At 60.0% G+C, this 21,006-nt stretch carries 16 protein-coding genes, 1 tRNA gene and 1 pseudogene; 13 read left to right on the forward strand and 5 right to left on the reverse strand.

Annotated features, from left to right (window positions below; translation table 11 throughout):
* Positions 1-180 precede the first annotated feature (180 nt).
* From EII11_RS09370 to EII11_RS09400, 7 genes are all read left to right on the forward strand, one after another.
* Positions 181-1,575, forward strand: coding sequence for an alpha/beta hydrolase (locus tag EII11_RS09370; RefSeq protein ID WP_124872006.1), 1,395 nt, complete (start codon positions 181-183; stop codon positions 1,573-1,575).
* 1 nt (position 1,576) lies between these two features.
* Positions 1,577-2,173, forward strand: coding sequence for a DUF4853 domain-containing protein (locus tag EII11_RS09375; protein ID WP_124872009.1), 597 nt, complete (start codon positions 1,577-1,579; stop codon positions 2,171-2,173).
* Positions 2,174-2,393: 220 nt separating this feature from the next.
* Entirely contained in the window at positions 2,394-3,518 is a 1,125-nt protein-coding gene (locus EII11_RS09380) for a resuscitation-promoting factor (protein ID WP_240623135.1), read from the forward strand.
* A 153-nt stretch (positions 3,519-3,671) separates the two neighbouring features.
* A complete protein-coding gene (locus EII11_RS09385; RefSeq protein WP_124872012.1) occupies positions 3,672-5,012 on the forward strand; it encodes an aggregation-promoting factor C-terminal-like domain-containing protein in 1,341 nt (446 codons plus the stop codon).
* Between the two features lie 46 nt (positions 5,013-5,058).
* Complete coding sequence (gene rsmA, locus EII11_RS09390) at positions 5,059-6,192, forward strand: 16S rRNA (adenine(1518)-N(6)/adenine(1519)-N(6))-dimethyltransferase RsmA (RefSeq protein ID WP_124872015.1); 1,134 nt, start codon at positions 5,059-5,061, stop codon at positions 6,190-6,192.
* Positions 6,185-7,189 (forward strand): 4-(cytidine 5'-diphospho)-2-C-methyl-D-erythritol kinase, encoded by a 1,005-nt coding sequence (locus tag EII11_RS09395; RefSeq protein WP_124872018.1) that lies wholly within the window; start codon positions 6,185-6,187, stop codon positions 7,187-7,189. The genes rsmA and EII11_RS09395 overlap by 8 nt, the downstream gene beginning before the upstream one ends.
* A gap of 120 nt (positions 7,190-7,309) precedes the next feature.
* Positions 7,310-9,232 (forward strand): ABC-F family ATP-binding cassette domain-containing protein, encoded by a 1,923-nt coding sequence (locus tag EII11_RS09400; protein WP_124872021.1) that lies wholly within the window; start codon positions 7,310-7,312, stop codon positions 9,230-9,232.
* Positions 9,233-9,407: 175 nt separating this feature from the next.
* Here the strand turns inward: EII11_RS09400 and EII11_RS09405 are convergent, their stop codons facing one another.
* Complete coding sequence (locus EII11_RS09405; RefSeq protein WP_124872025.1) at positions 9,408-11,711, reverse strand: transglutaminase domain-containing protein; 2,304 nt, start codon at positions 11,709-11,711, stop codon at positions 9,408-9,410.
* A complete protein-coding gene (locus tag EII11_RS09410) occupies positions 11,708-12,418 on the reverse strand; it encodes a hypothetical protein (RefSeq protein WP_124872027.1) in 711 nt (236 codons plus the stop codon). The genes EII11_RS09405 and EII11_RS09410 overlap by 4 nt, the downstream gene beginning before the upstream one ends.
* A 443-nt stretch (positions 12,419-12,861) precedes the next feature.
* On the opposite strand from EII11_RS09410, the gene EII11_RS09415 reads away from it, so the two are divergent.
* Positions 12,862-13,152 carry a DUF1540 domain-containing protein gene (locus EII11_RS09415; protein WP_124872030.1) on the forward strand — a complete coding sequence of 97 codons (291 nt, stop codon included), beginning with the start codon at positions 12,862-12,864 and terminating at the stop codon, positions 13,150-13,152.
* Between the two features lie 422 nt (positions 13,153-13,574).
* On the opposite strand, the gene EII11_RS09420 is transcribed toward EII11_RS09415, so the two are convergent.
* From EII11_RS09420 to EII11_RS09430, 3 genes are all read right to left on the reverse strand, one after another.
* Positions 13,575-15,272, reverse strand: coding sequence for a hypothetical protein (locus tag EII11_RS09420; RefSeq protein WP_124872033.1), 1,698 nt, complete (start codon positions 15,270-15,272; stop codon positions 13,575-13,577).
* Positions 15,257-16,012: an ABC transporter ATP-binding protein gene (locus tag EII11_RS09425; RefSeq protein WP_124872036.1), complete on the reverse strand. Its 756-nt coding sequence runs from the start codon at positions 16,010-16,012 to the stop codon at positions 15,257-15,259. Before EII11_RS09425 ends, EII11_RS09420 begins: the two co-directional genes overlap by 16 nt.
* Before the next feature lie 89 nt (positions 16,013-16,101).
* Positions 16,102-16,698 (reverse strand): MarR family winged helix-turn-helix transcriptional regulator, encoded by a 597-nt coding sequence (locus EII11_RS09430; protein WP_420820453.1) that lies wholly within the window; start codon positions 16,696-16,698, stop codon positions 16,102-16,104.
* Positions 16,699-16,821: 123 nt separating this feature from the next.
* Here EII11_RS09430 and EII11_RS09435 point away from each other — a divergent pair.
* From EII11_RS09435 to EII11_RS09455, 5 genes and pseudogenes are all read left to right on the forward strand, one after another.
* Positions 16,822-16,893: transfer RNA gene (locus EII11_RS09435), tRNA-Gln, on the forward strand.
* 58 nt (positions 16,894-16,951) lie between these two features.
* Complete coding sequence (locus tag EII11_RS09440) at positions 16,952-17,992, forward strand: bifunctional UDP-N-acetylglucosamine diphosphorylase/glucosamine-1-phosphate N-acetyltransferase GlmU (RefSeq protein ID WP_124872042.1); 1,041 nt, start codon at positions 16,952-16,954, stop codon at positions 17,990-17,992.
* Between the two features lie 53 nt (positions 17,993-18,045).
* Positions 18,046-19,026 (forward strand): ribose-phosphate diphosphokinase, encoded by a 981-nt coding sequence (locus tag EII11_RS09445; RefSeq protein ID WP_124872044.1) that lies wholly within the window; start codon positions 18,046-18,048, stop codon positions 19,024-19,026.
* 169 nt (positions 19,027-19,195) lie between these two features.
* Positions 19,196-19,468 (forward strand): annotated as a pseudogene (locus EII11_RS09450) (50S ribosomal protein L25/general stress protein Ctc); the annotation flags it as partial.
* A gap of 301 nt (positions 19,469-19,769) precedes the next feature.
* Positions 19,770-20,870, forward strand: coding sequence for a BMP family lipoprotein (locus EII11_RS09455; protein WP_124872050.1), 1,101 nt, complete (start codon positions 19,770-19,772; stop codon positions 20,868-20,870).
* Positions 20,871-21,006 lie beyond the last annotated feature (136 nt).

The raw sequence follows: 21,006 nt of genomic DNA on the forward strand, positions 1-21,006 counted from the left end.
TATTCTTCCCTGTTTGCCTGCCTCGCGCGCGTTGGGGAACACAGTGTGAGAAAAATGAAGGAAGGAAATCCTGGGGAAAGCACCTAGCAATAGCACCATGGGGAGGCCTCCCCATTGGCGAGACGTACTACCGTGCGTAGCTTTAAGCTAGGAAATTGTTGTTGGCGGGAAAGGATTCCCATGGCTCTCTACGGTGCTGACATTGCCCAGATGAGGCAACTTGCACGCCTATTGGTTCTTCAGGCGGAACAGCTTGAAACGAGCGTTGCGCACTCTTTGACCAACCAGGTGCGAGGCACTTCCGCGTGGCGAGGGCCCGACGCCGAACACTTCCGCTCAGACTGGTCAGCCTCACTGGAACCATCTTTGCGTCGCGCTGCTCAGCAACTTCGTGAGGCCAGCGAACGCGTCACCGCCAATGCCAATGAACAAGAACAAGCGTCGCGCGGAAATGGTGGTGCCGGGGCGGCCGTCACAGGAGCAGGCGCCAGCGTTGCAGGAGCAGGCCCCAGCGTTGCTCTTCCCAGTGGACTTGGAGACGATCCGCAGGCAACCAGCCGATGGTGGGCGGGTTTGAGCGATGCTGAAAAACAGCGCATGATCGAAAAAGATCCCCGCATGATTGGAAGCCTGGATGGCGTCGATGCGGCTTCGCGCGATAAGGCGAATCGGATCGTGCTGGCCGAAGAGAAAAAGCTGGCCCAAGAACGAGTGGATAACTATTGGAAGACGTTCTCCCCTGAACCTGACGAAGTCAGGATCATGGAATACAACCGCCTCAAGCACGACCTCGAAGAACTCAAACGTGTGGAGAATGCCCTCAATGGTGGAACCCCTAACGATCCGCGTCACCTCATAGCACTCGACTTCAGTGGCGAACGGCTTAAAGCAGCCGTGAGTGTAGGCAACGTCGATAAGGCAAGCCACGTCTCGGTGATCGTTCCTGGAATGACGACGAATGTTCACGACAGCCTCGGTACGAACATATCGGCCGCTGAGAATGTGAAGAACCGCGCCGCGGTACTGGGAGGAATGAGGCGCGAGGATATCGCGGTAGTGGCATGGCTCGGGTATGACGCTCCGCAGGGGTTGATTGGCGCATCCAACACTGATCGGGCCCATAAGGGTGCAGAGAAACTCTCATCCTTTGTCACTGGTCTGGATTCCAGTCGCGAACACTCGCCAGCGGGGGACCCTCTCTTGACGCTCATCGGACATTCTTACGGCTCAACTACCTCTGGTTTTGCTGCGACACAGACTCAAGACGGCGTCATTGATAAGTTGGTGCTGGCGGGTTCTCCTGGTAGTGGCGTGAAATCTCTTGACGAGTACTCTGTACCCGAGGGGAATGTCTACGTCTCAGCAACTCCTTGGGATCCTGTGCTTGGTGTCGGCCCGGATAGAAGCTTCGGGACGAACCCGCAAAAACTTGAGGGAATCAAGCATCTCAATGCCGATATTTCTGGGGGTGACAATGGGTGGATCACAGGACCCATGGACAGGCATACCTCTTACTTCAAAGAAAAGACCGCAGCATTGGATGACATCGCGCGCGTGAGCGCCGGAAAGAAGTGATATGAGCAGGGGCTTTTCAGTTCATAGACGCGCCATCGGTATGGCCGTCATTGTCAGCGCACTCTTGTCGTCGTGTTCTTTGTGGAAGGATGATTCTTTGTTTACCCCAGATGGCTCCCAGCCGATCTCCCAGCGAATGACTACAGAAGAGTTCCAGCGGGAGATTGAACCTAAGATTTTGCGATATGTTGATGAAGTAGCGTTGCGGACCGCGTCAGTCATTCAGCATGATGGGGACTCTAAACTCGACGCCTGCAGTGAAGAAGGAAGCTGGGTTCTGCACAGCCAAATGTTTGTGACAGGAATCCTTGATGCTGAGGAACTCAAACAACTAGGCGAAGAAATCCTTGTGCCCCTCGGCTTCACTGATATCACCGATTCCAGCGAAGGGGACCTGGTGGCACTGTCATGGTTCAACCCGCTGACCGGCGGCTACGTAGGCCTCGGCGCCTCCGATGGTTCGACACGTTTCCACTATGAATCCTCGTGCCTGCCCACCGACGGATCAACGACGCAGCCCTTGCAGTTTGTTCCTGAGCGTCCCGCAGACTATCCCCAAACTTTCGAGCCGGAGTATTGGCGTTCCCAGGCACAGTGACCCGATCGGCCTCATGCGGGCAGGGAACGGCGTATTCCTTGCTGTAGCTCACAATCTGTGGCTTTCAGCAGGTGAGATGACCCACCTTCACAGGACATGGCCAGAAAACGTCGCTACGGTGGCACGGTAAGTCTGTTCCGACTCCGCCTCGCGGCACCCAGTACTGGAATCCGCGAACCACGGCCGACTCGGTGCAGAGAACGCCGAAGTCTGGAGTCTTGTGAAGAACACGCAATCCACGCGCCGTACTGTTATCGCCGCCGCATCCGCGTTGACCGTTGCCATTATGGGCATCACCGGAGTTGGTATCGCAAACGCCCACCGAAATGTCACCATCGAGGTCGACGGTGTGGCCCAGCCTGTTAGTGGCTTCTTCTCCACAGTTGAAGGCGCGCTTGGAGCTGCGGGCTTCCAGCCAGGTGAACATGACCTGGTTGCCCCTGGCACACATGAATCCGTTGAGGACGGCTCGACGATTGTCGTGCGCACGGCCTCGCCCTACACCGTCAACATTGACGGCACTACCAAGGTGGCATGGTCTACCGCCTCATCCGTGGCTGACCTGCTGAGCCAATTCGGTTCTTCCGGCGTCACCTACGCCGCAGACCGTTCTAATGCTCGCGCTGCCCTGCCCGTTCTCACCGACGGCGGCACAGTGATGATCGAGGCTGACGGTGCGAAGAAACCCGTGACGGCGAGCGCCACTGACACCGCGGCCACCCTCCTTCAAAAGGCTGGCGTTACCGCCTCGCCTATCGACCGCGTCTCCTTTGTGACCACCAACGAGGGCGTGACCTTGCGCGTCGTTCGAGTCACCCGTGGCACCTCTGAGAAAGTCGAAACCCTTGAAGTTCCCGTTGAGGAACGCGAGGATGACACCCTCGAACAGGGCGAAACTCGTGTCCTCGAAGAAGGCGCTGAAGGTAAGGTCATCACCCGCACCTACAAGGAAACTATCGGCGGGCGCACCACGGTGGATACTGTGGTCGGCACTGAACGCCAAGAACCCGTTGCACGCGTGATCGCTGTTGGCACTAAGCGCCCAGCCGCCGTCGCCCCCGCGTCATCGTCTGCAAGTGACGTGCAGCCTGTTGCGTCCTCTGTGGGCGGAGACGTGTGGGCCGCACTTGCTGCCTGCGAATCCGGCGGCAACCCGTCGACTAACACCGGAAACGGCTACTACGGCATGTACCAGTTCAGCCTGCCGACATGGCAGTCCGTGGGAGGCTCGGGACTTCCCTCAGATGCTTCCGCAGCTGAGCAGACAATGCGCGCACAGATTCTGCAAGCCCGCTCGGGCTGGGGCCAATGGCCTGCCTGCTCGGCCAGCCTGGGTCTGTACTGACGTGAAGAGGTGGTCACCCGCTCAAGGGTGGCCACCTCCACGCTTTTTGATGCTCATTCGCCTTCCCTACATGAGGGGAGGAAGATAGCATCTATAGAGGACATACGAGGCTACAGGAAGGACACGTCATTGCTTTCCGATGTCACACGCACAATGACGCAGGCACGTGAGGCGCTCTTGTCTTTCGCGCCATGCCGCCGACACGTCGTGACAGCAGCGCTCGCAGCAAGCACCCTTGTATGCACAACAGCCCTGACCGCAGCAGCTACCTCCCACGTTGAATACACCGTTGAAGTCAACGGCGTGTCCCGCCCGTACTCCGCGTGGGCAACGACGGTGGAAGAAGCCCTCACTGATGCGGGCATCTCCCTTGACCCTCACGACCTTGTTTCCCCCGCGCGCGGGGAAAGCATCACCGAAGGCAGCACCATCGTCGTCCGTAAAGCGCGCCCGGTCGAACTCAATATCAACGGTCAGCATCGGACTGTCTGGACCACAGCATCCACCCTTGATGACATTCTTTCCGCCGCCGACCCTCACGGCGACGGTGCCATCATTGCGGCCAGTCGTTCCGCATTAAGAGGAACCATCCCCGCGTTGACATCTCGCCCGCAGAACGTCACCGTTACTCACAAAGGCGTTCAACGTTCGATCTTCATGCGCCCGGGTGACGATATTCGCTCGCTACTGACATCGGCAGGAATTGAAGTCGGCCCCCTTGACCGCGTCACAGTCTTTAGCCAGGCAGGTGCTCTGAACGTCAAGGTATCCACCGTCACCCGCGGTACCGTCACTGTTGATACGCCAACGGAGTTCACCGAACGCGTCGAAGACAATGCGCAGCTTTTTGCCGGTGAATCGATTGTCACCACTAAGGGAGTTCCGGGTACAACACGACAAATCGCATGGCAGGAAACCATTGACGGTTCGGTGGTGCATCAGGCTGTGCTCAGTGAAGAAGCAGTAAGCGCTCCTCAGGAGCAAGTGCGATCTCGGGGCACAAAGGAAGCTACGCCTCAGGCCCTCCTCGCTGCGGGCATTGATCCTAAGGCCACGCTCGAAGAAGGCGTTGAAGCTGACGGTACGCCCTCGATCCGCTACCGCGCGACTCTCGGCTCAATCTCCACCCCCGAAGAAATCACCGCATTACGCGTCTCGACTGAACTGGCTGGCGTGCCACTGGTCTACACCGGTGAGGACCCGCGAAATATTGCTAAACAACAAGTCAGTGACCGCGGATGGAATGAGGACCAATTCCGATGCCTGGTTGCCCTGTGGCAAAAGGAATCGGGGTGGAACCCCTACGCGGAAAACCCCTCCTCAGGGGCCTACGGCATTCCCCAGTCCCTACCGGGCTCAAAGATGGCCTCTGCCGGAGATGACTGGCAAACAAATCCCGCCACTCAGATCACATGGGGCCTGGGGTACATCGCGAGCCGGTACGGTGACCCCTGCGGCGCCTGGGGACACTCACAGGCAGTTGGCTGGTACTAGGCCACTTTCTCCTGCCGTGCTCGCAGTCGATTAGACTTTCCTTGTGATGTCCTCCCGCCCCTCCCGCCCCCCTCGCCGTGCTGCTTCTGAGCGAGGAAGCGATCGGCGCCCTCAGCGTTATTCCGACCCCACTCTGCCCGAAGGTGTCACCGCCTCGGACTCAGGCCTACTGGGACCCATTGAAGTTCGCCAGATTTCTGAAGCCCTGGGAATCCGCCCCACGAAAACCCTGGGGCAAAACTTCGTGCACGACGCCGGGACCGTCCGCAGGATCGTCAAAGCAGGCGGCGTTGAAGACAGTGACGAGGTAATCGAGGTCGGCCCTGGACTGGGATCCCTCACCCTCGCCCTGCTTGAGACCGGCGCCCGCGTGCGCGCTGTCGAAATCGACCCGCCGCTGGCCCGAGCCCTCCCGGAAACCATTCGCGCCCGCATGCCCGAAGCTGTGGATCGTTTCGCTGTGATCAACCGCGACGCCATGACCATCAGCGCCGACGAAGACTTTGGGCACCCCGACTGGCCAGCCCCCACCAAACTGGTGGCAAACCTGCCCTACAACGTAGCTGTTCCGGTGCTGCTCACCATGCTGGAACGACTGCCCTCGTTAACCGATGTGCTTGTTATGGTTCAGGCCGAGGTTGCCGACCGCCTGGCAGCAGGCCCCGGCACGCGCATCTACGGCGTGCCCTCCGTTAAAGCCGCCTGGTACGGACACGCAGAACGGGCGGGCACTATCGGCCGATCCGTCTTTTGGCCCGTGCCAAACGTTGATTCTGCGCTGGTGCGCCTGCGTCGCACGCCTGAACCTCGCGGGGATGACACCCTGCGTCTGGCCACCTTCGAAGTCACCGACGTGGCCTTCGGCCAGCGCCGCAAGACCCTTCGAGCAGCAATGAAGAACTGGGCGGGATCCTCCGAGGTCGCAACCGCACTCCTTGAGGCTGCGGGAGTTGACCCGGGCGCTCGCGGTGAAACTCTGGGTATCGACGAGTTCGTCGCTCTTGGCCGCGAGCTGGTAGCTATGCGGGATGCGGGCACCTTCCCTCACGGGGACAAGAATGGGCCTCACGCCGACCCTGCCAGTAGGGGTGCGTCCGCCAGCAGAAGCGAGGTCGCCAGCGCAAATGAGGGTGGCACTATAAGCGAGGGTGTCAGCGTAAGCGAGGCTGGCAATGCGTGAAGTCACCGCTTCTGCCCCCGGTAAGGTGAACCTGCTGCTCCGCTGCGGTGCCCCCACCGACGACGGCTACCACCCGCTGGTGACAATCTTTGAATGTCTGGATGTACGTGAGTATGTGACCGTTCGGACGTCCCGATCACCCGGCGTTCGCGTCACCACTACGGTGCATCGCCCAGATGGGAGTATTGATGAGGCGCTTGGCGCCGAACTTGACGCCCTGCCAGGGGATAGCCACCTAGCGGTGCGCGCTGCCAAAGCCCTGCAGCCTTTGGCAGCAATGGGACCGTGGGCGTCAACCAGTGCGGGTCTCAGCATCACAGTGGAAAAGCATATTCCCGTTGCAGGCGGCATGGCGGGCGGTTCGGCAGACGCGGCAGCCGCCCTCGTTGCCTGCAATGAGCTGTGGCAGATCGGGCTGAACATCGACCAGCTTGAGGCTATCGCCCGAACGCTTGGCGCTGACGTTCCCGCCTGCCTACGCGGCGGCATCACCCTGGGGACAGGCCGAGGCGACCACCTGCGTTCCTTGGCCGAACCGGCAGAACCGCGCCACTGGGTGATGATCACCTTTGCTCAGGGCCTATCGACCCCAGAGGTCTTCGGCGCCCTTGATGCCCTTGGCGGGCCACTGGGTAAGGACGGCACCCACGCTTGGGGTGAGCTTGATGAGCCGCAGGACACCGAGTGCGCTCTCTACAGTGGAGGCCCGAGGGAACTTGCTGCTGTGCTGGACAATGACCTTTACTGTGCGGCGCGTACCATCCGCCCGGAATTGGAAAGAGTTCTTGACGCTGCCCGCCAGGCTGGCGCCCTCGCGGCGATACTCTCCGGCTCTGGCCCCACCTGTGCCGCCCTCGCCGAAAACGAGGCCCACGCCCACGCCCTCGCTGACACGTTGACCTCCCACCCCCTACGTGCGGAGGGTGTCATCAAAGACCTGCATGTTGTCTCTGGCCCTGCCCCCGGAGCACGAATAGAGGCCGCGCACGCACACTAGCGTTGCCTGCAACCCTCATCTGTGCCCCTGGACGTGCCTCCGATGCTGAGCGCGACAGCGCTTGCCGCTCACGCCCCTTGGCACACGACGCCCACACCACCCATATTCTGAAGGACCCCTATGGCTCACCTGCTTGGCACTCACACCCTTGGCGCTCTTGCTGGCTCACGCCAACTCCTCGCTGACGTGACCGTCGGACTCGACGACGGCTCACGCGTGGGCATCCTGGGCCCCAACGGTGCTGGAAAGTCCACCCTGCTGCGCCTTGTCGCGGGCACGCAGGCCCCAGACGAGGGGGCACTGACCGTGCGCGACGGGGTGCGCGTCGTCGTCCTCGACCAAGCTGACACTCTCAACCCCACCCTCAGCGTCGTTGAGGCGGTTCACCCCGGCAAAGAAGAATACGAGTGGGCATCAGATGGGCGTATTCGCGACATCCACGCCGGACTCTTGGACGGTATCGCCCTGAGCGCAACGGTGGGCACGCTCTCCGGCGGGCAGCGTCGCCGTGTGGCACTGGCACGCGTCCTCGCCGCTGAATCAGACATTGTCTGCCTCGACGAGCCCACCAACCATCTGGACGTTGAGGGTGTTGCCTGGTTGGCTGCCCACCTGAACGGACGTTTTGCCCGCCCTGGAGCGCAGGGGGCGCTGCTGGTCGTCACCCACGACCGGTGGTTCCTGGACACCGTGTGCGAACACATTTGGGAGGTCGTGCCTGGTATTGACCCTGGCGGTTCACGCCCTCAGATACCTGGACGCGTTGAAATCTATGACGGCTCCTACGCCGCCTACACCCTGGCTCGCGCCGAGCGTATGCGTCAAGCGGATTTGGCCGCGAAAAAGCGCGCGAACCTGCTGAAAAAGGAACTGGCATGGCTGCGTCGAGGCGCACCCGCCCGCACCTCCAAGCCGAAGTTCCACATTGCTACTGCCGAGGCGCTTATCGCTGACGTCCCCCCGCCGCGCGATCAGGTAGAGCTGGTGAAAATGGCGACAGCTCGCCTGGGGAAGGACGTCCTTGATCTGGAGGATGTCAGCGTCACCTTCACGCGCCCAGACGGATCCCTCCTGCGGGTGCTTGAGAATGTGACCTGGCGTCTGGCCCCCGCTGAACGCGTCGGTATCGTCGGTGTTAACGGCGCGGGCAAGACCACCATCTTGAACCTACTGCGCGGCGACCTGGAACCCACCAGTGGCCGGGTGAAGCGCGGTAAAACCGTGCAGGTGGCAACGCTGTCGCAAGAAACCCACGAACTCGACGCCCTTGCCGACATGCGGGTGGTTGAGGCCGTGGCCGAGGTCGCTCAAATGGTTGTAGTTGGAGGGAAAGAGGTCACCGCCTCGCAGATGACCGAACGCATGGGCTTCACTCGGGAGAGGGCCTGGACGCGCGTGGCAGAGCTGTCCGGCGGCGAGCGCCGCCGCCTCCAACTCATGCGACTGCTCATGGCAGAACCCAATGTGCTGCTCCTGGATGAGCCGACCAACGACCTTGACACGGACACGCTGGCCGCTATGGAGGATCTGCTCGACTCCTTCCCCGGCACGCTCATCGTTGTCAGCCACGATCGCTACCTGCTTGAGCGTGTCACTGACCACCAGGTGGCCCTTCTGGGGGATGGACAGGTGCGTGCCCTGCCCGGCGGCGTCGAGCAATACCTCTCACTGCGTGCTGCTGGCGCTGCGGCCACCGTGTCTGCCGCTGCGGTTCCCGCTGCCAGCGCGACCTCGCAGACAACGGCAGCGGAGGGCGACGGCCTCGCCAATCAGGGGCAGGTCAGCGCCACCTCGCCCGCTATTGATGCCGCCACGCGCCGGGCGGCAAAGAAAGAGGCCGATAGGATTGAACGACGCCTCACCAAGTTGCGTGAACAAGCCCAGCAACTTGAGGATCGCCTTGCGCAACTCAGCGTCGCCGTCGCTGAGGATCCCACCAAGGTCGCTGAGCTCGCTGAGTGTTCAGCGGAATTGAGCAGCGTTCATGCAGAGATTGACGAGGCCGAACTTGCGTGGCTGGAGGCCGCTGAACTGCTGGACTAACGCTCGGGGGCGAGGGCGCCGCAACCGCCTTGTGCCAGACTGCCCCGCGCCGCACCCGCGCGGCTGGAGGCAGCCGAACTGCTCCCAAGCAGGGATGCCCAACTCTCTCACCTTCCCCAAGAGCTGCCAGGCATACCGAATCAACCCCGCCTATTCAACTGTCTTTGTAGAGCAGTTAACCTCGTGCACCCGACTGGTTTGGTGCAGGCTCACGGTGGGGGCTATCCCCGTTCTTAAACTGGTCGGCGTTGCTTTCCTGCAGCGTTCCATTCCACACGATGTAGCGTGCACCATCGTTCTCAATCTGCCCATCTGTCAAATTGATATAGGTGTTCGGCTTCCACTCGTTATCATTCCAGGTTGAATCGTAATGCAGCCATATGCCATCGATCTTGACCTTATTCCACAGGTGAGGCTCAGGGCCGACACTGCCCTCAACGACGATGCTCTCCAATCCAGCGTGGCGTGCAAGAAGCAGGAACCCCTGCCCGTAGCCCGAACAGATCGCTTTACCGTACAGAAGCGAGCCAATCGCCTGCTGCGGCTTATCCACTCCGCGGTCATCGGAGATGAAAGTATCGTGACCGTACTGCTCCAAGGTCTCAGCGCGGCGTTTCTTCAGCCAGCCGTCGTCATATTCGACATTATCAACAAGCCACTGATTGATTGCCCGCGCCTTCTGATCATCACTCATACCCGGCGTAATAATCCCCTGCACGATTGAGCGGGCGCGCGCAACCACCTGGGACTGCAATGTCAGGTACTCCGAGCGGCTTCCGGCCTGGACCATGCGCATATCAACCGTCAGCAACTGCGTGGACGCATCGTAGGTGAAAGGCGGGAAACCGTCACCGATATTGAGGATCTCCGGATTCTGGCTAACGCCTTCCAACAGAGCATTTTCCACCTTCGAATAGCTTGCCGATTCAGGGAAGGAACTCAAAGACATGCGGTTGTATCCGGCAATGAGATTGGCGGCGATAAAACGGGCCATGGGGGTTGTGCCAAAGACGTAGTGGGGGATTTCGATTGTTCCAGGAGCTTCCTCCACCCAGGCAGAAGGACTCACTGGCCGGTGGAAGTGCAATGGGGTGCCCTCGGTGGCGATAGGGCGCTCATTGTGAGCCTTCAACGCGGCCTCAAGGGCCTCTCGATTGCCATCGAAGGTGAGTGTGACGGCACGCCAGATGGAAGAATCCCGTGGGCTGAGCCGCAGAGTGGCCGTGTGGGAACCGTCAGGGGCGGGTTCTTCGTCAATGGACATCACACTGAAGTTCGTTGCAAAATGACGCGCCTGCCCGTCGGCTGCAATCGCACCAACCGTGTTGGGAAGAGCATCGATGCTTGGGTAGTCCCATTGCGCAAGGGCATCGGCACCCTGGGCAAGAGGATCGCCAACAATGCTGATGGGCACTTTTGCCGCCAAAGGGGTCAGTGGTGTGGGGGCGGAGGCTTGCCATCGTCCGTTTACAAGGGCAAGGACAAATACCTGCGCCCCGGAATGGTCGAGGTATTCCTTTTGCTGGTTGGCGGTAAGGTTCTCGAACATTTCTAGGCTATTGCGCGCTCGCGACAGGACAAAGTTGGTCGTGTGCTGCGTGGCTTCGACATTGCCTGTGATGTCGTAGAAGGCCCCTTTTTTCACGAGGTGTTCGGGTGGCAGCCCAATATAGGCAAGGTGAGACTCTTGGTTATCAATATCCCATTCGCGCGTTGCTTTTACGACGCGAATGTCCTCAATGCCTGGGCCAAGATCACCCGTTGATAGGAGGACTCTGCCGTCAATGTAGCTCAGGCGCGGTGGAGGCAAAGCAACGTGTCCCTTGACGATGATGGGGGTAACCTCTGGGCGCTGGAGGATTTTGCCGTCGCGGTCGGTACGTTGCAGCAGGTAGTAGGTGGCGAAAGCGCTCCAGTTGCCGTCGGTGAATAGCGTCTGTTCGGCAAGGCGCTTATCGGGCCCTTGATGGGTGTAGATTCGCGAGGCTTTCGTGGCCGACCAGTTGGTTCCAGGAACCACTTCATAGCGTTCGCCTTGTATGGCGTTGGTTGTTGGGAGGGGGAGGGCCAGCTCTGCATCGAGGTAAAGCTGAGCGTCGTTTGATACGGGGATGCCCTTCAAGGGGTTTTCAGACAGGGTGGTGTAGAGCTCTTGCCATCTGTCAGGCGTGGAAAAGTTCTTGGCCACATAAAGGCCGTCGTCAGGGTTGATTTCGAGAGGGGCCTGCCAGGCGAGGGCGCTGTCCGGCTGGGGAATGGGGGCGGGCACCTCGCCGGTTGGCGGGAGTGGAGTGCCAGACTGTTGGCTGGATTGCTGGCCCGGCTGCTGCCCTGGCCCCTGGCTGGATTGTTGCCCTGGTTCTTGGCCAGATGGCGGTGGAGGCGCATCATGAGGGGCGCAGGCAGTAACGGTCAGTGAGAGAGCAAAGGCGATGGTGAGAGCCTTCAGGATTGTTGAGTATGGGCCTTGGGATGTCATGGTTGCGGCTCCCCTTCGGGGTGGTAGCCAATCTCTTCAGGGGTCTTTCCGGTGACAGTGCAGTGGGCAGATGGGCCGGTGGCCTTTGTGTAGGGCTCATTGGGATGCCCTTCAAGAAGGGTTGTGCAGGAGAAGTTGTCCTCTATCCCTCGGTCAAGGGGCGTGACATCAATCTGCCAGACGCTCTGCCCCATTGTGGTTATTGAGATGGTTTCTTCCCAGGTATAACCGCCGGGGATAGCAAATTGTTTTGTGCCGTAGTCGCCCGGTTCGTTCTGGGGTAAAGATGGGGAACGTAGCGTGACGAGGGCGGCGCCACGGTGTGATTGCGCGCGCAGGGTAATGGTGCCGCTGTGGGGTTGTTTGTAGAGTTCAATGAGCTTACGGAATGATTCGACTCCACCAGGATTGTTGTAGGCACGGCCCTCTTCACGCCGTTTTTCGGCCACGTCAGCGGGAGCTGTTTCGGGTCGATTGGGCGAGTGGGGGAGAGGGGCTGCTGTCGCCGCTGCTTCGGAAGGCGTGTGAGCAGGCTCGGAGCTTAGCCCAGGCGTGCTGGAGGAGGGGTGAGAGGAGGCTTCATTCATTGTTCCGCCGTGGGGTAGAAGACCGAAGGCGCGCAAGGTAAAGAAGAGTCCAGCAATAAGGACGAGGGCCAGGGATATGGCGATTGCGTTGAGGGTCGTGCGGCGGGAACTGCGGTTCACTGGGGCCACCTCCATTGGTGTCAGATTCGACGGTGAATCCTGAGGTGAAGTATATCCAGAGCTGCGAAAAGAGGTGAGATAGAGCGGGGGCATGTCCATGGCTGGATGCGGGCGAAGACAAGAGAGTGCGCGTGGACATATGTGGCCTCTAGCGGCCCTGAGCGCGGGGAAGGTGAGTCTGACCTACCCGAATTAGGAAACATAATTCGGTCAAAATGTTGCGATATTAGCAAAGGGAGAGTGTTTTTATATTCAGTCCAGCCTCTCCTTCAAATAAGGCTATGACCTGCATAAATGCATGATCTCTGGACAGTGAATTACGCAAAAGGAACACTGAAGTCATCGCACCCCGAACCGGAGGCGAGTTCCTTTCAGGAAACGCCACACGCAAGGGCTCATCACATATTCGATATATCCGTTCTCTATCGACTAGGAGGCCCACAATGGCTCTCGATCTCCCCCTCATCCAGGATTGCGCAGTTGACTCTTGCTCCTACAACAAGGCCAAGAGCTGCGGCGCGGCAGCTATCACCATGGGTGCAGCGCAGTCGTGCGTCACCTTCATTCCACTGTCTGTCAAGGGTGGCCTTGAGCAGGCACACAGCACCTTCGTTGGCGCATGCCAGCAGTCTGACTGCGCCCACAACGATCACCTTGAGTGCACCGCCTCCGCTATCAGCGTTGGCTCGGGCACTGCAGGAACCGCCGGCTGCCTGACCTTCCAGGCTCGCTGAGCTTCTTCAGCAACACTGCTGATCTTCCCTCACCCTTCCAGACTTCTGGAAGTACTTTTCTCAATACTGTGGTGGGGCCTCGCGCATTCAGCGCGAGGCCCCACCACTATGCCTAAGTAGGGAGGTTGCCGGGGATGGCAGCCCGGCAGGGCCTGGCACTAAGCCGCTGGGGTGGGGTGCTTGCGGCGCGGTGTAGTGAGGTGAAGCGGGAAGGTAGGTGGCGTCTCGTCAGGTTAGGTGGACGTTGAGTCGTATGACGGTCGCTGGGGTGGTGTGCTTGTAGTGAGGTTGGCATGCCTTAGCAGGGGGTTGCCTGGGGCGGCGGCACGGCAGGGCCTGGTCGGGCTTCGAGGCCCTTGCGGGACGCAAGGGGTGAGCGGGCGGGCCGTGCCGCCGTTCCTGGTAGAAAAAGAACAGGATCCTCAGTGCCCGGGCCAGCTCCTGATGCTCTGAAGCACGTCCACATTCGACGAGTCCCAGACCTTGCCGCCAATAATGACACCAGCCACCAGCAGTACCACGCCCCAGATAGCGGCAAATCCTGCCGCAATAAGCACGGGGAAAGCACCACTGAAGTAGGCCACTGCGGCAAGAATCAGAGGCGGTGCAGCAAGTACAAAAGACGCGAACATGGAGCCAAATTGCACGCCCATGGTCAGCATCATATTGCCGGTCCCCTTGGCCGACAGGGGAGAGGCTCCCGGTGGCTGAACGGGGAAAACAAAGCGGCCAGTAATGATGAAGGCCGCTGCGGCTGCACCAGCAAAGAGGGAAAATTGCAGGGCAATCAGAGTGGCAATACCTACAGTGCCGTAACCGGCGAAGTGCGCGACAACGCCTGTACCGATGAAGAGAAGTGGGAGTGCCAGGGGGAGGGAGCCTGCCAGGCGTCCCAGCCGTTCGTCGCGTCCGCGAATACCTGAGGCAACCAGTAGCCAGAACGCTGTCGAATCGTAGGAGGGCAAGCTTCCAATGGTCATTCCCATCATGGTGGAGATCATGACGAGGAAAAAGTATGCCAGGCCTGTGCCGCCGCCAGGCATGTTCATCATGAGTACGGCCATGAATGGGAAGATCAGCATGGAGGCCATGGCCGTCGATAGGCGCGGATCAGCAATCCAGTAGCGCAGGGTGCGTGCAGCAAGGGAGGCTGCGGGCGTATTGAGCCCCAGTTTCTGCCAGGCGTCAGCTCCACGCAAGAAACGCGGGTGATCGCCCGTAGTCGTCTTCGATGTGGCTTGTGTCGTCTCCTGGGTGGGGTCGACAAGATGGCGTCCAGCGGCGATGGCTTTGTCAGCCTCGGCAGACACGGGATGAGCGAGGCCAGCCATGGCGTAGGGCAGCACTTTCAGCCACGCCCACCAGCCGAGTGCTGCGAAGGCACATGCAAGAAGAAGCTGACCGAAGGCAGCAAAGTAGTGGCCGACAAAGAGGGAGTGGGCAACGCCCCACGCGGCACCAAAGGGCGTCCAGCTCAGGATTGAGGCGCTGCGTTGAATCCACGCCGGGTCGAAAGATTCGGTGATCTTTTGGATCCATAGGCCCAGGGGAGAGAACACGGCAATGAAGATCAGCACGCCAACGACTGTCATCAGGTCCTTCAAACGTGAGCTTGCCTCGATCTGCACGGATAGCCAGGTGCTGACCGCTCGCGCCCACACAAAAGCGGCAAAGAGTCCCACAGGTACGCAGATAAGCACTGCGACAGCGGAAAGCCACTGGCCACCGGCCGTCCATACAACTACTGACAGCAGAAAAACAAGCGTGGTTGCCAGACCAGGCAGACCTGCCCACGTTGCACCCACAAGGCCAAGGGCCAGGCGCGGCGAAGGGGGAATAAAGGGGGCGAGGCGCTGCGGGTCAAGGGTGTTATCCAGGGAGGAGAAAATAATCGGAACGATAATCCACCCGAGCACAAGAGCAGCACCGACGAAAACGCTGACGGCTCCGACGGTTGCGATCTCTCCAAAGTAAGCAGCGCCAATACCGACAATGCCTAGGCCAACAAAGAGCATGAGGAAATAGAGCATGCCGATAATAGACATGACAAGCACCCAGGTCTGACGCTTCATGGTGTTCCACGTCAGCTTGAGCTTGAGGCGCATCAGTTGCCCAACCATGACAGCCCTTCCTCGGTACGCTGGCCACCCACAAGCTGCGCGAAACGGTCATCAAGATCCATGCCGGCGGCGACCTCGTCGGTTGTTCCGGCGACGAGCACCTGGCCGCGATGGATGACGGCAACGTGGGAGCAGAGCTTTTGGATGGTGGCCATGACGTGGCTGGACAGGACCACGGTGCCTCCACCAGCAACGAAGGATTGGAGGATCTGACGAATATTGGCAGCCGAGACAGGGTCAACAGCCTCGAAAGGTTCATCAAGGACAACCACGGACGGTCCGTGAATAAGGGCAGCAGCCAGGGCAATCTTCTTGGTCATACCAGCCGAGTAGTCGGAGATGAGCTTGTAGCTCGCCTCAGTCAGATCTAGAGCGTGAAGGAGCTCGTCGGCGCGAGCGCGCGCCGTGTCTCGATCAATGCCGCGCAACATGGCAACGTGGGTGAGGAAATCGCCGCCAGAGAGTTTGTCGAGCAGGCGCATACCGTCAGGCATCACGCCAAGTTTGGCTTTTGCCTCGGCCGGATTTGCCCACACGTCAGTTCCGTTGACAAGACAGGTGCCACGGTCGGGGCGCAGCAGACCTGTGGCCATCGTCAAGGTGGTGGTTTTCCCCGCACCGTTGGGGCCGACAACGCCGTAAAAGGAGCCTGCGGGAATGTCGAGTGACAGGTCGCCGACGGCGACGACATTGCCATAGACCTTGACGAGGCCGCGCATTGACAGTGCTGGAACGTCCATAAGGATGCCTTCCGCGATACAGAGAGATCAGACTATGCGGGTCTGCTCGCCGCTCGCAGACGGTGCATAGCTGGGTGAGCGGGGCAAACCTACTGTTCAAACGCTAGCAGCAGTGAGCGCAGGAGTGTCGCAAGCTGCTCTTTTTCAGGGACATTTAGGGGTGCCAGTATCGCGCGTTCGCACTCAAGCAGGGACATCAGCGCCGCGTCAACACGGCGTTTACCCTCGTCAGTGAGGGAGACAACAACGGCCCGCCGGTCGTGGGGCGAGGGCGTTCGCGTGACAAGTCCTGCGCCTTCGAGGCGGTCAATACGGTTGGTCATGGTTCCCGATGAGACGAGGAGTTCGCTCATGAGGGCGCCGGGAGTGAGAGCGTAGGGTTCGCCTTCGCGTCGCAGAGAGGACAGGACGTCAAATTCCCAGGTTTCAAGGTCATGGGCGGCGAAGGCTTTACGGCGCTCAAGGTCAAGGTGACGGCTGAGGCGTCCCACCCGAGAGAGAATCTGCATGGGGGACGTGTCCACATCGGGGCGTTCAATAGCCCAGGCGGCGAGGATTGCGTCAACCTCGTCGGTGGGGGTTGAGGCAGAGGATGTGGCTGGGAGGTGAGGCAAAGACGAAGTAGCCATAACACCAAGATACTTGAGGTCGAGAAAAGCAGCTGTGATGGAAAGCAAATTCACCACTCAAAGAGTCTCAAAAGGCCGAAGTTTCGCCGTTTCTTCACGGTAGGACGAGCCGCAAAGCGATCGCCTGGCGAAAAGAGGGGAGACGTAGGCCCCCAAAATGTGGCACAATCGTGGGTGCCTTCCGCCTTGGTGTAATTGGCAGCACAGAGGTTTTTGGTGCCTTTAGTCAAGGTTCGAGTCCTTGGGGCGGAGCTAGTCGGGAACACGTCAATGTTTCCGCATGTCACAACATGCTTGGGGGAGGATCCCAATGTCTTTGCTGGACGTATCTCGACCAACCGCAGTGATCGTGCTCGCCGCCGGTCAAGGCACGCGGATGAAATCAGAGCTCTCCAAAGTTGTTCACCCCCTTGCTGGCCTGTCCATGATCGGACACGCCCTGCGCACCGCACACAACCTCAACCCTGAACACGTCGTTGCCGTCGTACGCCACCAGCGTGAACAGGTCATGAACGAGGCCATGCGGGTTCTGCCCGACGTTGTTATCGCTGACCAGGATGAAATCCCCGGCACCGGTCGCGCTGTACTCTGCGGGCTCGCTGAGCTGCGTGAACGCATCGGTGAACTCACTGGAACCATTCTCGTCACCTCCGGCGACGTCCCCCTCCTCGCCGCCGACACCCTGGCCCAGCTCGTGCATCTGCATGACAAAGCCGGCCACGCAGTGTCCCTTGTCTCCACCATCGTTGACAACCCCACGGGGTACGGGCGCATCATCCGCAACGAAGCGGGCCACGTCGTCGCCATTGTTGAACAACGTGACGCCACCCCCGAACAAGCCGCCGTCCGTGAGATCAACGCCGGCATCTACGCTTTTGACGCTGCCTTCCTCCACTCAACACTCCAAGGCGTGGGCACGAACAACGCCCAGGGCGAGGTCTACCTCACCGACGTTGTCGCCGCCGCCGCGCCCGCCGGACGCACCGCAGGCGCCCTCGTCCTTGAAGACGAATGGCAGGCGCGCGGATGTAACGATCGCGCGCAACTGGCTGAACTTGGTGCAGAGCTGAACCGACGCATCTGCCTGACCCATATGCGTGAAGGGGTCAGCATCGTTGATCCAGCCTCAACGTGGATTGATGTTGATGTCACCATCGGCCCAGATACGACGATTTGGCCGGGCACAGTCCTACGTGGACACACTCAGATCGAGGGAGGCTGCCAGATCGGCCCCCACACCACCTTGACCGACGTGACGGTTGGTGCGCGAAGCGTTCTGCCGTCCCTGTGGGGTTCAAACGTGAACCTCCCAGCCGATACCATTGGAACACCGCACTCGATCCTCAACTGATCTGTGGATAGTGGGCGAAGCAAAGAGATTGCAACAGGGGAAGGAAACGCCGCATGACCGGCTTGGTGACTAGCGGAGAAAAGCGTCTCGTTGTGGTGTCCGGACGGGCCCACCCTGAACTCGCCCGACAGGTAGGTGAAGAACTCGGCTGCGGCGTCAGCCCCACCACCGCCTACGACTTTGCCAGCTCGGAAATCTACGTGCGCTTCAACGAATCCGTGCGCGGCGCTGACGTCTTCGTCATCCAGTCCCACACGGGGCCGATCAACAAGTGGCTCATGGAACAACTGCTCATGATTGACGCAGCCAAACGAGCCTCCGCTAAGCGCATCACCGCCGTCGCCCCCTTCTACCCCTACGCCCGCCAAGATAAGAAGCACCAAGGCCGCGAGCCCATCTCTGCACGCCTTGTGGCTGACCTGTTCAAAACCGCTGGCGCTGACCGCGTGATGAGCGTTGACCTGCACGCTTCCCAGGAGCAAGGCTTCTTCGACGGCCCCGTCGACCATCTGTGGGCAATGCCCGTCCTCGTTGACTATGTGCGCGACCATGTTGATCTCGACAAGGTCACCATGGTCTCCCCTGATGCCGGTCGTATTCGCGTGGCAGAAAAGTGGTCGCGCAAGCTCGGCGGATGCCCCCTGGCTTTCGTTCACAAGACCCGCGACATTACCCGTCCGAACGTGTCGGTTGCTAACCGTGTTGTTGGTGACGTTGCCGGCCGCCAGTGTGTGCTCGTTGACGACATGATCGACACCGGCGGCACTATTGCTGAGGCCGTCAAGGTCCTCTACAACGAGGGCGCAGAGTCGGTCATTATTGCCGCCACCCACGGCATCCTCTCAGCACCTGCCGCCGAGCGTCTCTCTGAATGCGGGGCCTCTGAAGTGATCGTCACCGACACCTTGCCGATCACCGATGATAAGCGTTTCGATAACCTGACAGTCCTGTCCATTGCTCCTTTGCTCGCCTCAGCGATCAAGGAAGTTTTTGAGGACGGTTCGGTGGCCTCCCTCTTTGATGGAGTGGCCTAAACCCTAGTGTGGGGGGTCGCTTTGGGTGGCCCACTCACGCTAGACTCATACAGTTGCTCCGGCGAGGGCGACGGCTCGTGAGCTGTTGCCGTTATCGACAGGGCGTCTACGGACATCTCCTGGCTGTACGCCGTTGCTGAAAACATCGACCATTTCAAGGAGATATCCCATGAGCGAAAACGTTCTCGTCGTTGAGTCCCGCACCGAGTTCGGCAAGGGTGCTGCCCGCCGCGCCCGCCGCGCAGGCTTCGTCCCCGGCGTTCTCTACGGTGCAGGCGAAGAGACCCTTCACCTGGACGTTCCCGGCCACGACCTCTTCCTCATTGCTCGTTCCACCAAGGGCGCCAAGGTTGAACTGCAGCTTGACGGCAAGAAGATCGCTGCCTTCATCAAGTCCGTGCAGGTGCACCCCGTCAGCCGCGCTCTGCTGCACGTCGACTTCCAGCTCGACAAGTGAGCATTGAGGCAGCATCTCTCTGACAGAGTGCTTGTTGCCGTTCTTCAATATTTCCTGTGGGTCCCGCGATTGCGCGGGGCCCACAGTGCTTTCTTGGTAGTAGCATCTGGCTTCTTCGCGGGAAGCAGGGAATCTTTCAGATATTCATAGATGTGAGAGTTCTCTCGTCTCAGATGTGTTGCGATTAGGAAACGAATGCGATGTTTCTCATTTGACAGGTTTAGCATGGTGAAACGTGCTGGGGCCGCAACCCAGCGATTCTTTTCGGAACCAAAGGAGAATCCCTGTGAAGAACTCCCTGAAGTTTGGCGCAGTTGCCGCTGCTGCAGCCCTGGCTCTCGCAGCCTGCGGTGCAGCTCCCGACGCACCCGCTTCCTCCGCCCCCGCCACCGACGGCGCAGCATCGGGCACCCCCGCAGCTTCGGGCACCCTGAAGGCCTGCATGGTTTCTGACGCTGGCGGCTTCGAGGACAAGTCCTTCAACCAGTCCGGTAAGGAAGGCCTGGAGAAGGCTAAGGCAGAACTCGGCGTTGAGGTTTCCTACTCCGAGTCCCACTCCGCAGCAGACTTCACCCAGAACATTGACGCCCAGATCCAGGGCGGCTGCCAGCTCGTCTTCGGCGTTGGCTTCCTCATGGCTGAAGCCATGAACGAAGCAGCCAAGGCTAACCCCGAGGTCATGTTCGCACTGGTTGACTCCGGCTTCGCTGACTCCCCCGAGAATGCTAAGGCCCTGCTCTTCAACACCGCTGAAGCCTCCTATCTGGCTGGTTACGCTGCTGCTGGCATGACCACCACCGGCAAGGTCGGCACCTTCCTCGGTATGCAGCTGCCCTCTACCGCGATCTTCGCTGACGGCTTCTCCGACGGCATCGCCAAGTACAACGAGGTCCACGGCGGCACCATCCAGCTTCTCGGCTGGGACAAGGCCAAGCAGGAAGGCATGGCCACCGGCGACTTCGAAGACACCACCAAGGGCAAGCAGTTCTCCACCCAGCTCATCGAGCAGGGCGCTGACATCATCATGCCCGTTGCTGGCCCCGTTGGCGCTGGCACCCTGGCTGCTGCCACCGAAACCGGCAAGGCATCCGTCGTGTGGGTTGACGCCGATGGCTACCTGACCCAGCCCGAATCCGGCAAGGTCATCCTCACCTCCGTCATGAAGCAGATCGGCGCAGCCGTCTTCGACACCGTCAAGACCGCTCAGGAAGGCAAGTGGGATTCCGCTCCTTACGTTGGCACCCTGGCTAACGGTGGCGTGGGCCTTGCCCCCTTCCACGATTTCGATGCCAAGGTTTCCGCTGAGCTGAAGAAGGAGATCGAAGATCTCCAGGCTCAGATCGTCGATGGCACGATCAAGGTGGAGTCCGCTCACACCCCCAAGTGATCGGCACACCGAGTAACTGAACACATAAGGGCTGGGGGTGCGGAGCGCGGCTCCGCACCCCCAGCCCTTATGTGCGTTTATGTCAAAAGAGATGTATCTTGTGTAGATCATTGAGCAGGGTAGTGTCGCCTTGAAC

Source organism: Schaalia canis (assembly GCF_003858455.1).
GTDB lineage: Bacteria > Actinomycetota > Actinomycetes > Actinomycetales > Actinomycetaceae > Pauljensenia > Pauljensenia canis.

Bases quoted from the DNA above. Each gene is read 5' to 3' on its own strand.
- EII11_RS09375 (WP_124872009.1), top strand. From the start codon at position 1,577: ATGAGCAGGGGCTTTTCAGTTCATAGACGCGCCATCGGTATGGCCGTC.
- rsmA (WP_124872015.1), top strand. From the start codon at position 5,059: ATGTCCTCCCGCCCCTCCCGCCCCCCTCGCCGTGCTGCTTCTGAGCGA.
- EII11_RS09395 (WP_124872018.1), top strand. From the start codon at position 6,185: ATGCGTGAAGTCACCGCTTCTGCCCCCGGTAAGGTGAACCTGCTGCTC.
- EII11_RS09420 (WP_124872033.1), bottom strand. From the start codon at position 15,272: ATGGTTGGGCAACTGATGCGCCTCAAGCTCAAGCTGACGTGGAACACC.
- EII11_RS09445 (WP_124872044.1), top strand. From the start codon at position 18,046: ATGACCGGCTTGGTGACTAGCGGAGAAAAGCGTCTCGTTGTGGTGTCC.
- EII11_RS09370 (WP_124872006.1), top strand. From the start codon at position 181: ATGGCTCTCTACGGTGCTGACATTGCCCAGATGAGGCAACTTGCACGC.
- EII11_RS09400 (WP_124872021.1), top strand. From the start codon at position 7,310: ATGGCTCACCTGCTTGGCACTCACACCCTTGGCGCTCTTGCTGGCTCA.
- EII11_RS09440 (WP_124872042.1), top strand. From the start codon at position 16,952: ATGTCTTTGCTGGACGTATCTCGACCAACCGCAGTGATCGTGCTCGCC.
- EII11_RS09385 (WP_124872012.1), top strand. From the start codon at position 3,672: ATGACGCAGGCACGTGAGGCGCTCTTGTCTTTCGCGCCATGCCGCCGA.
- EII11_RS09405 (WP_124872025.1), bottom strand. From the start codon at position 11,711: ATGACATCCCAAGGCCCATACTCAACAATCCTGAAGGCTCTCACCATC.
- EII11_RS09415 (WP_124872030.1), top strand. From the start codon at position 12,862: ATGGCTCTCGATCTCCCCCTCATCCAGGATTGCGCAGTTGACTCTTGC.
- EII11_RS09425 (WP_124872036.1), bottom strand. From the start codon at position 16,012: ATGGACGTTCCAGCACTGTCAATGCGCGGCCTCGTCAAGGTCTATGGC.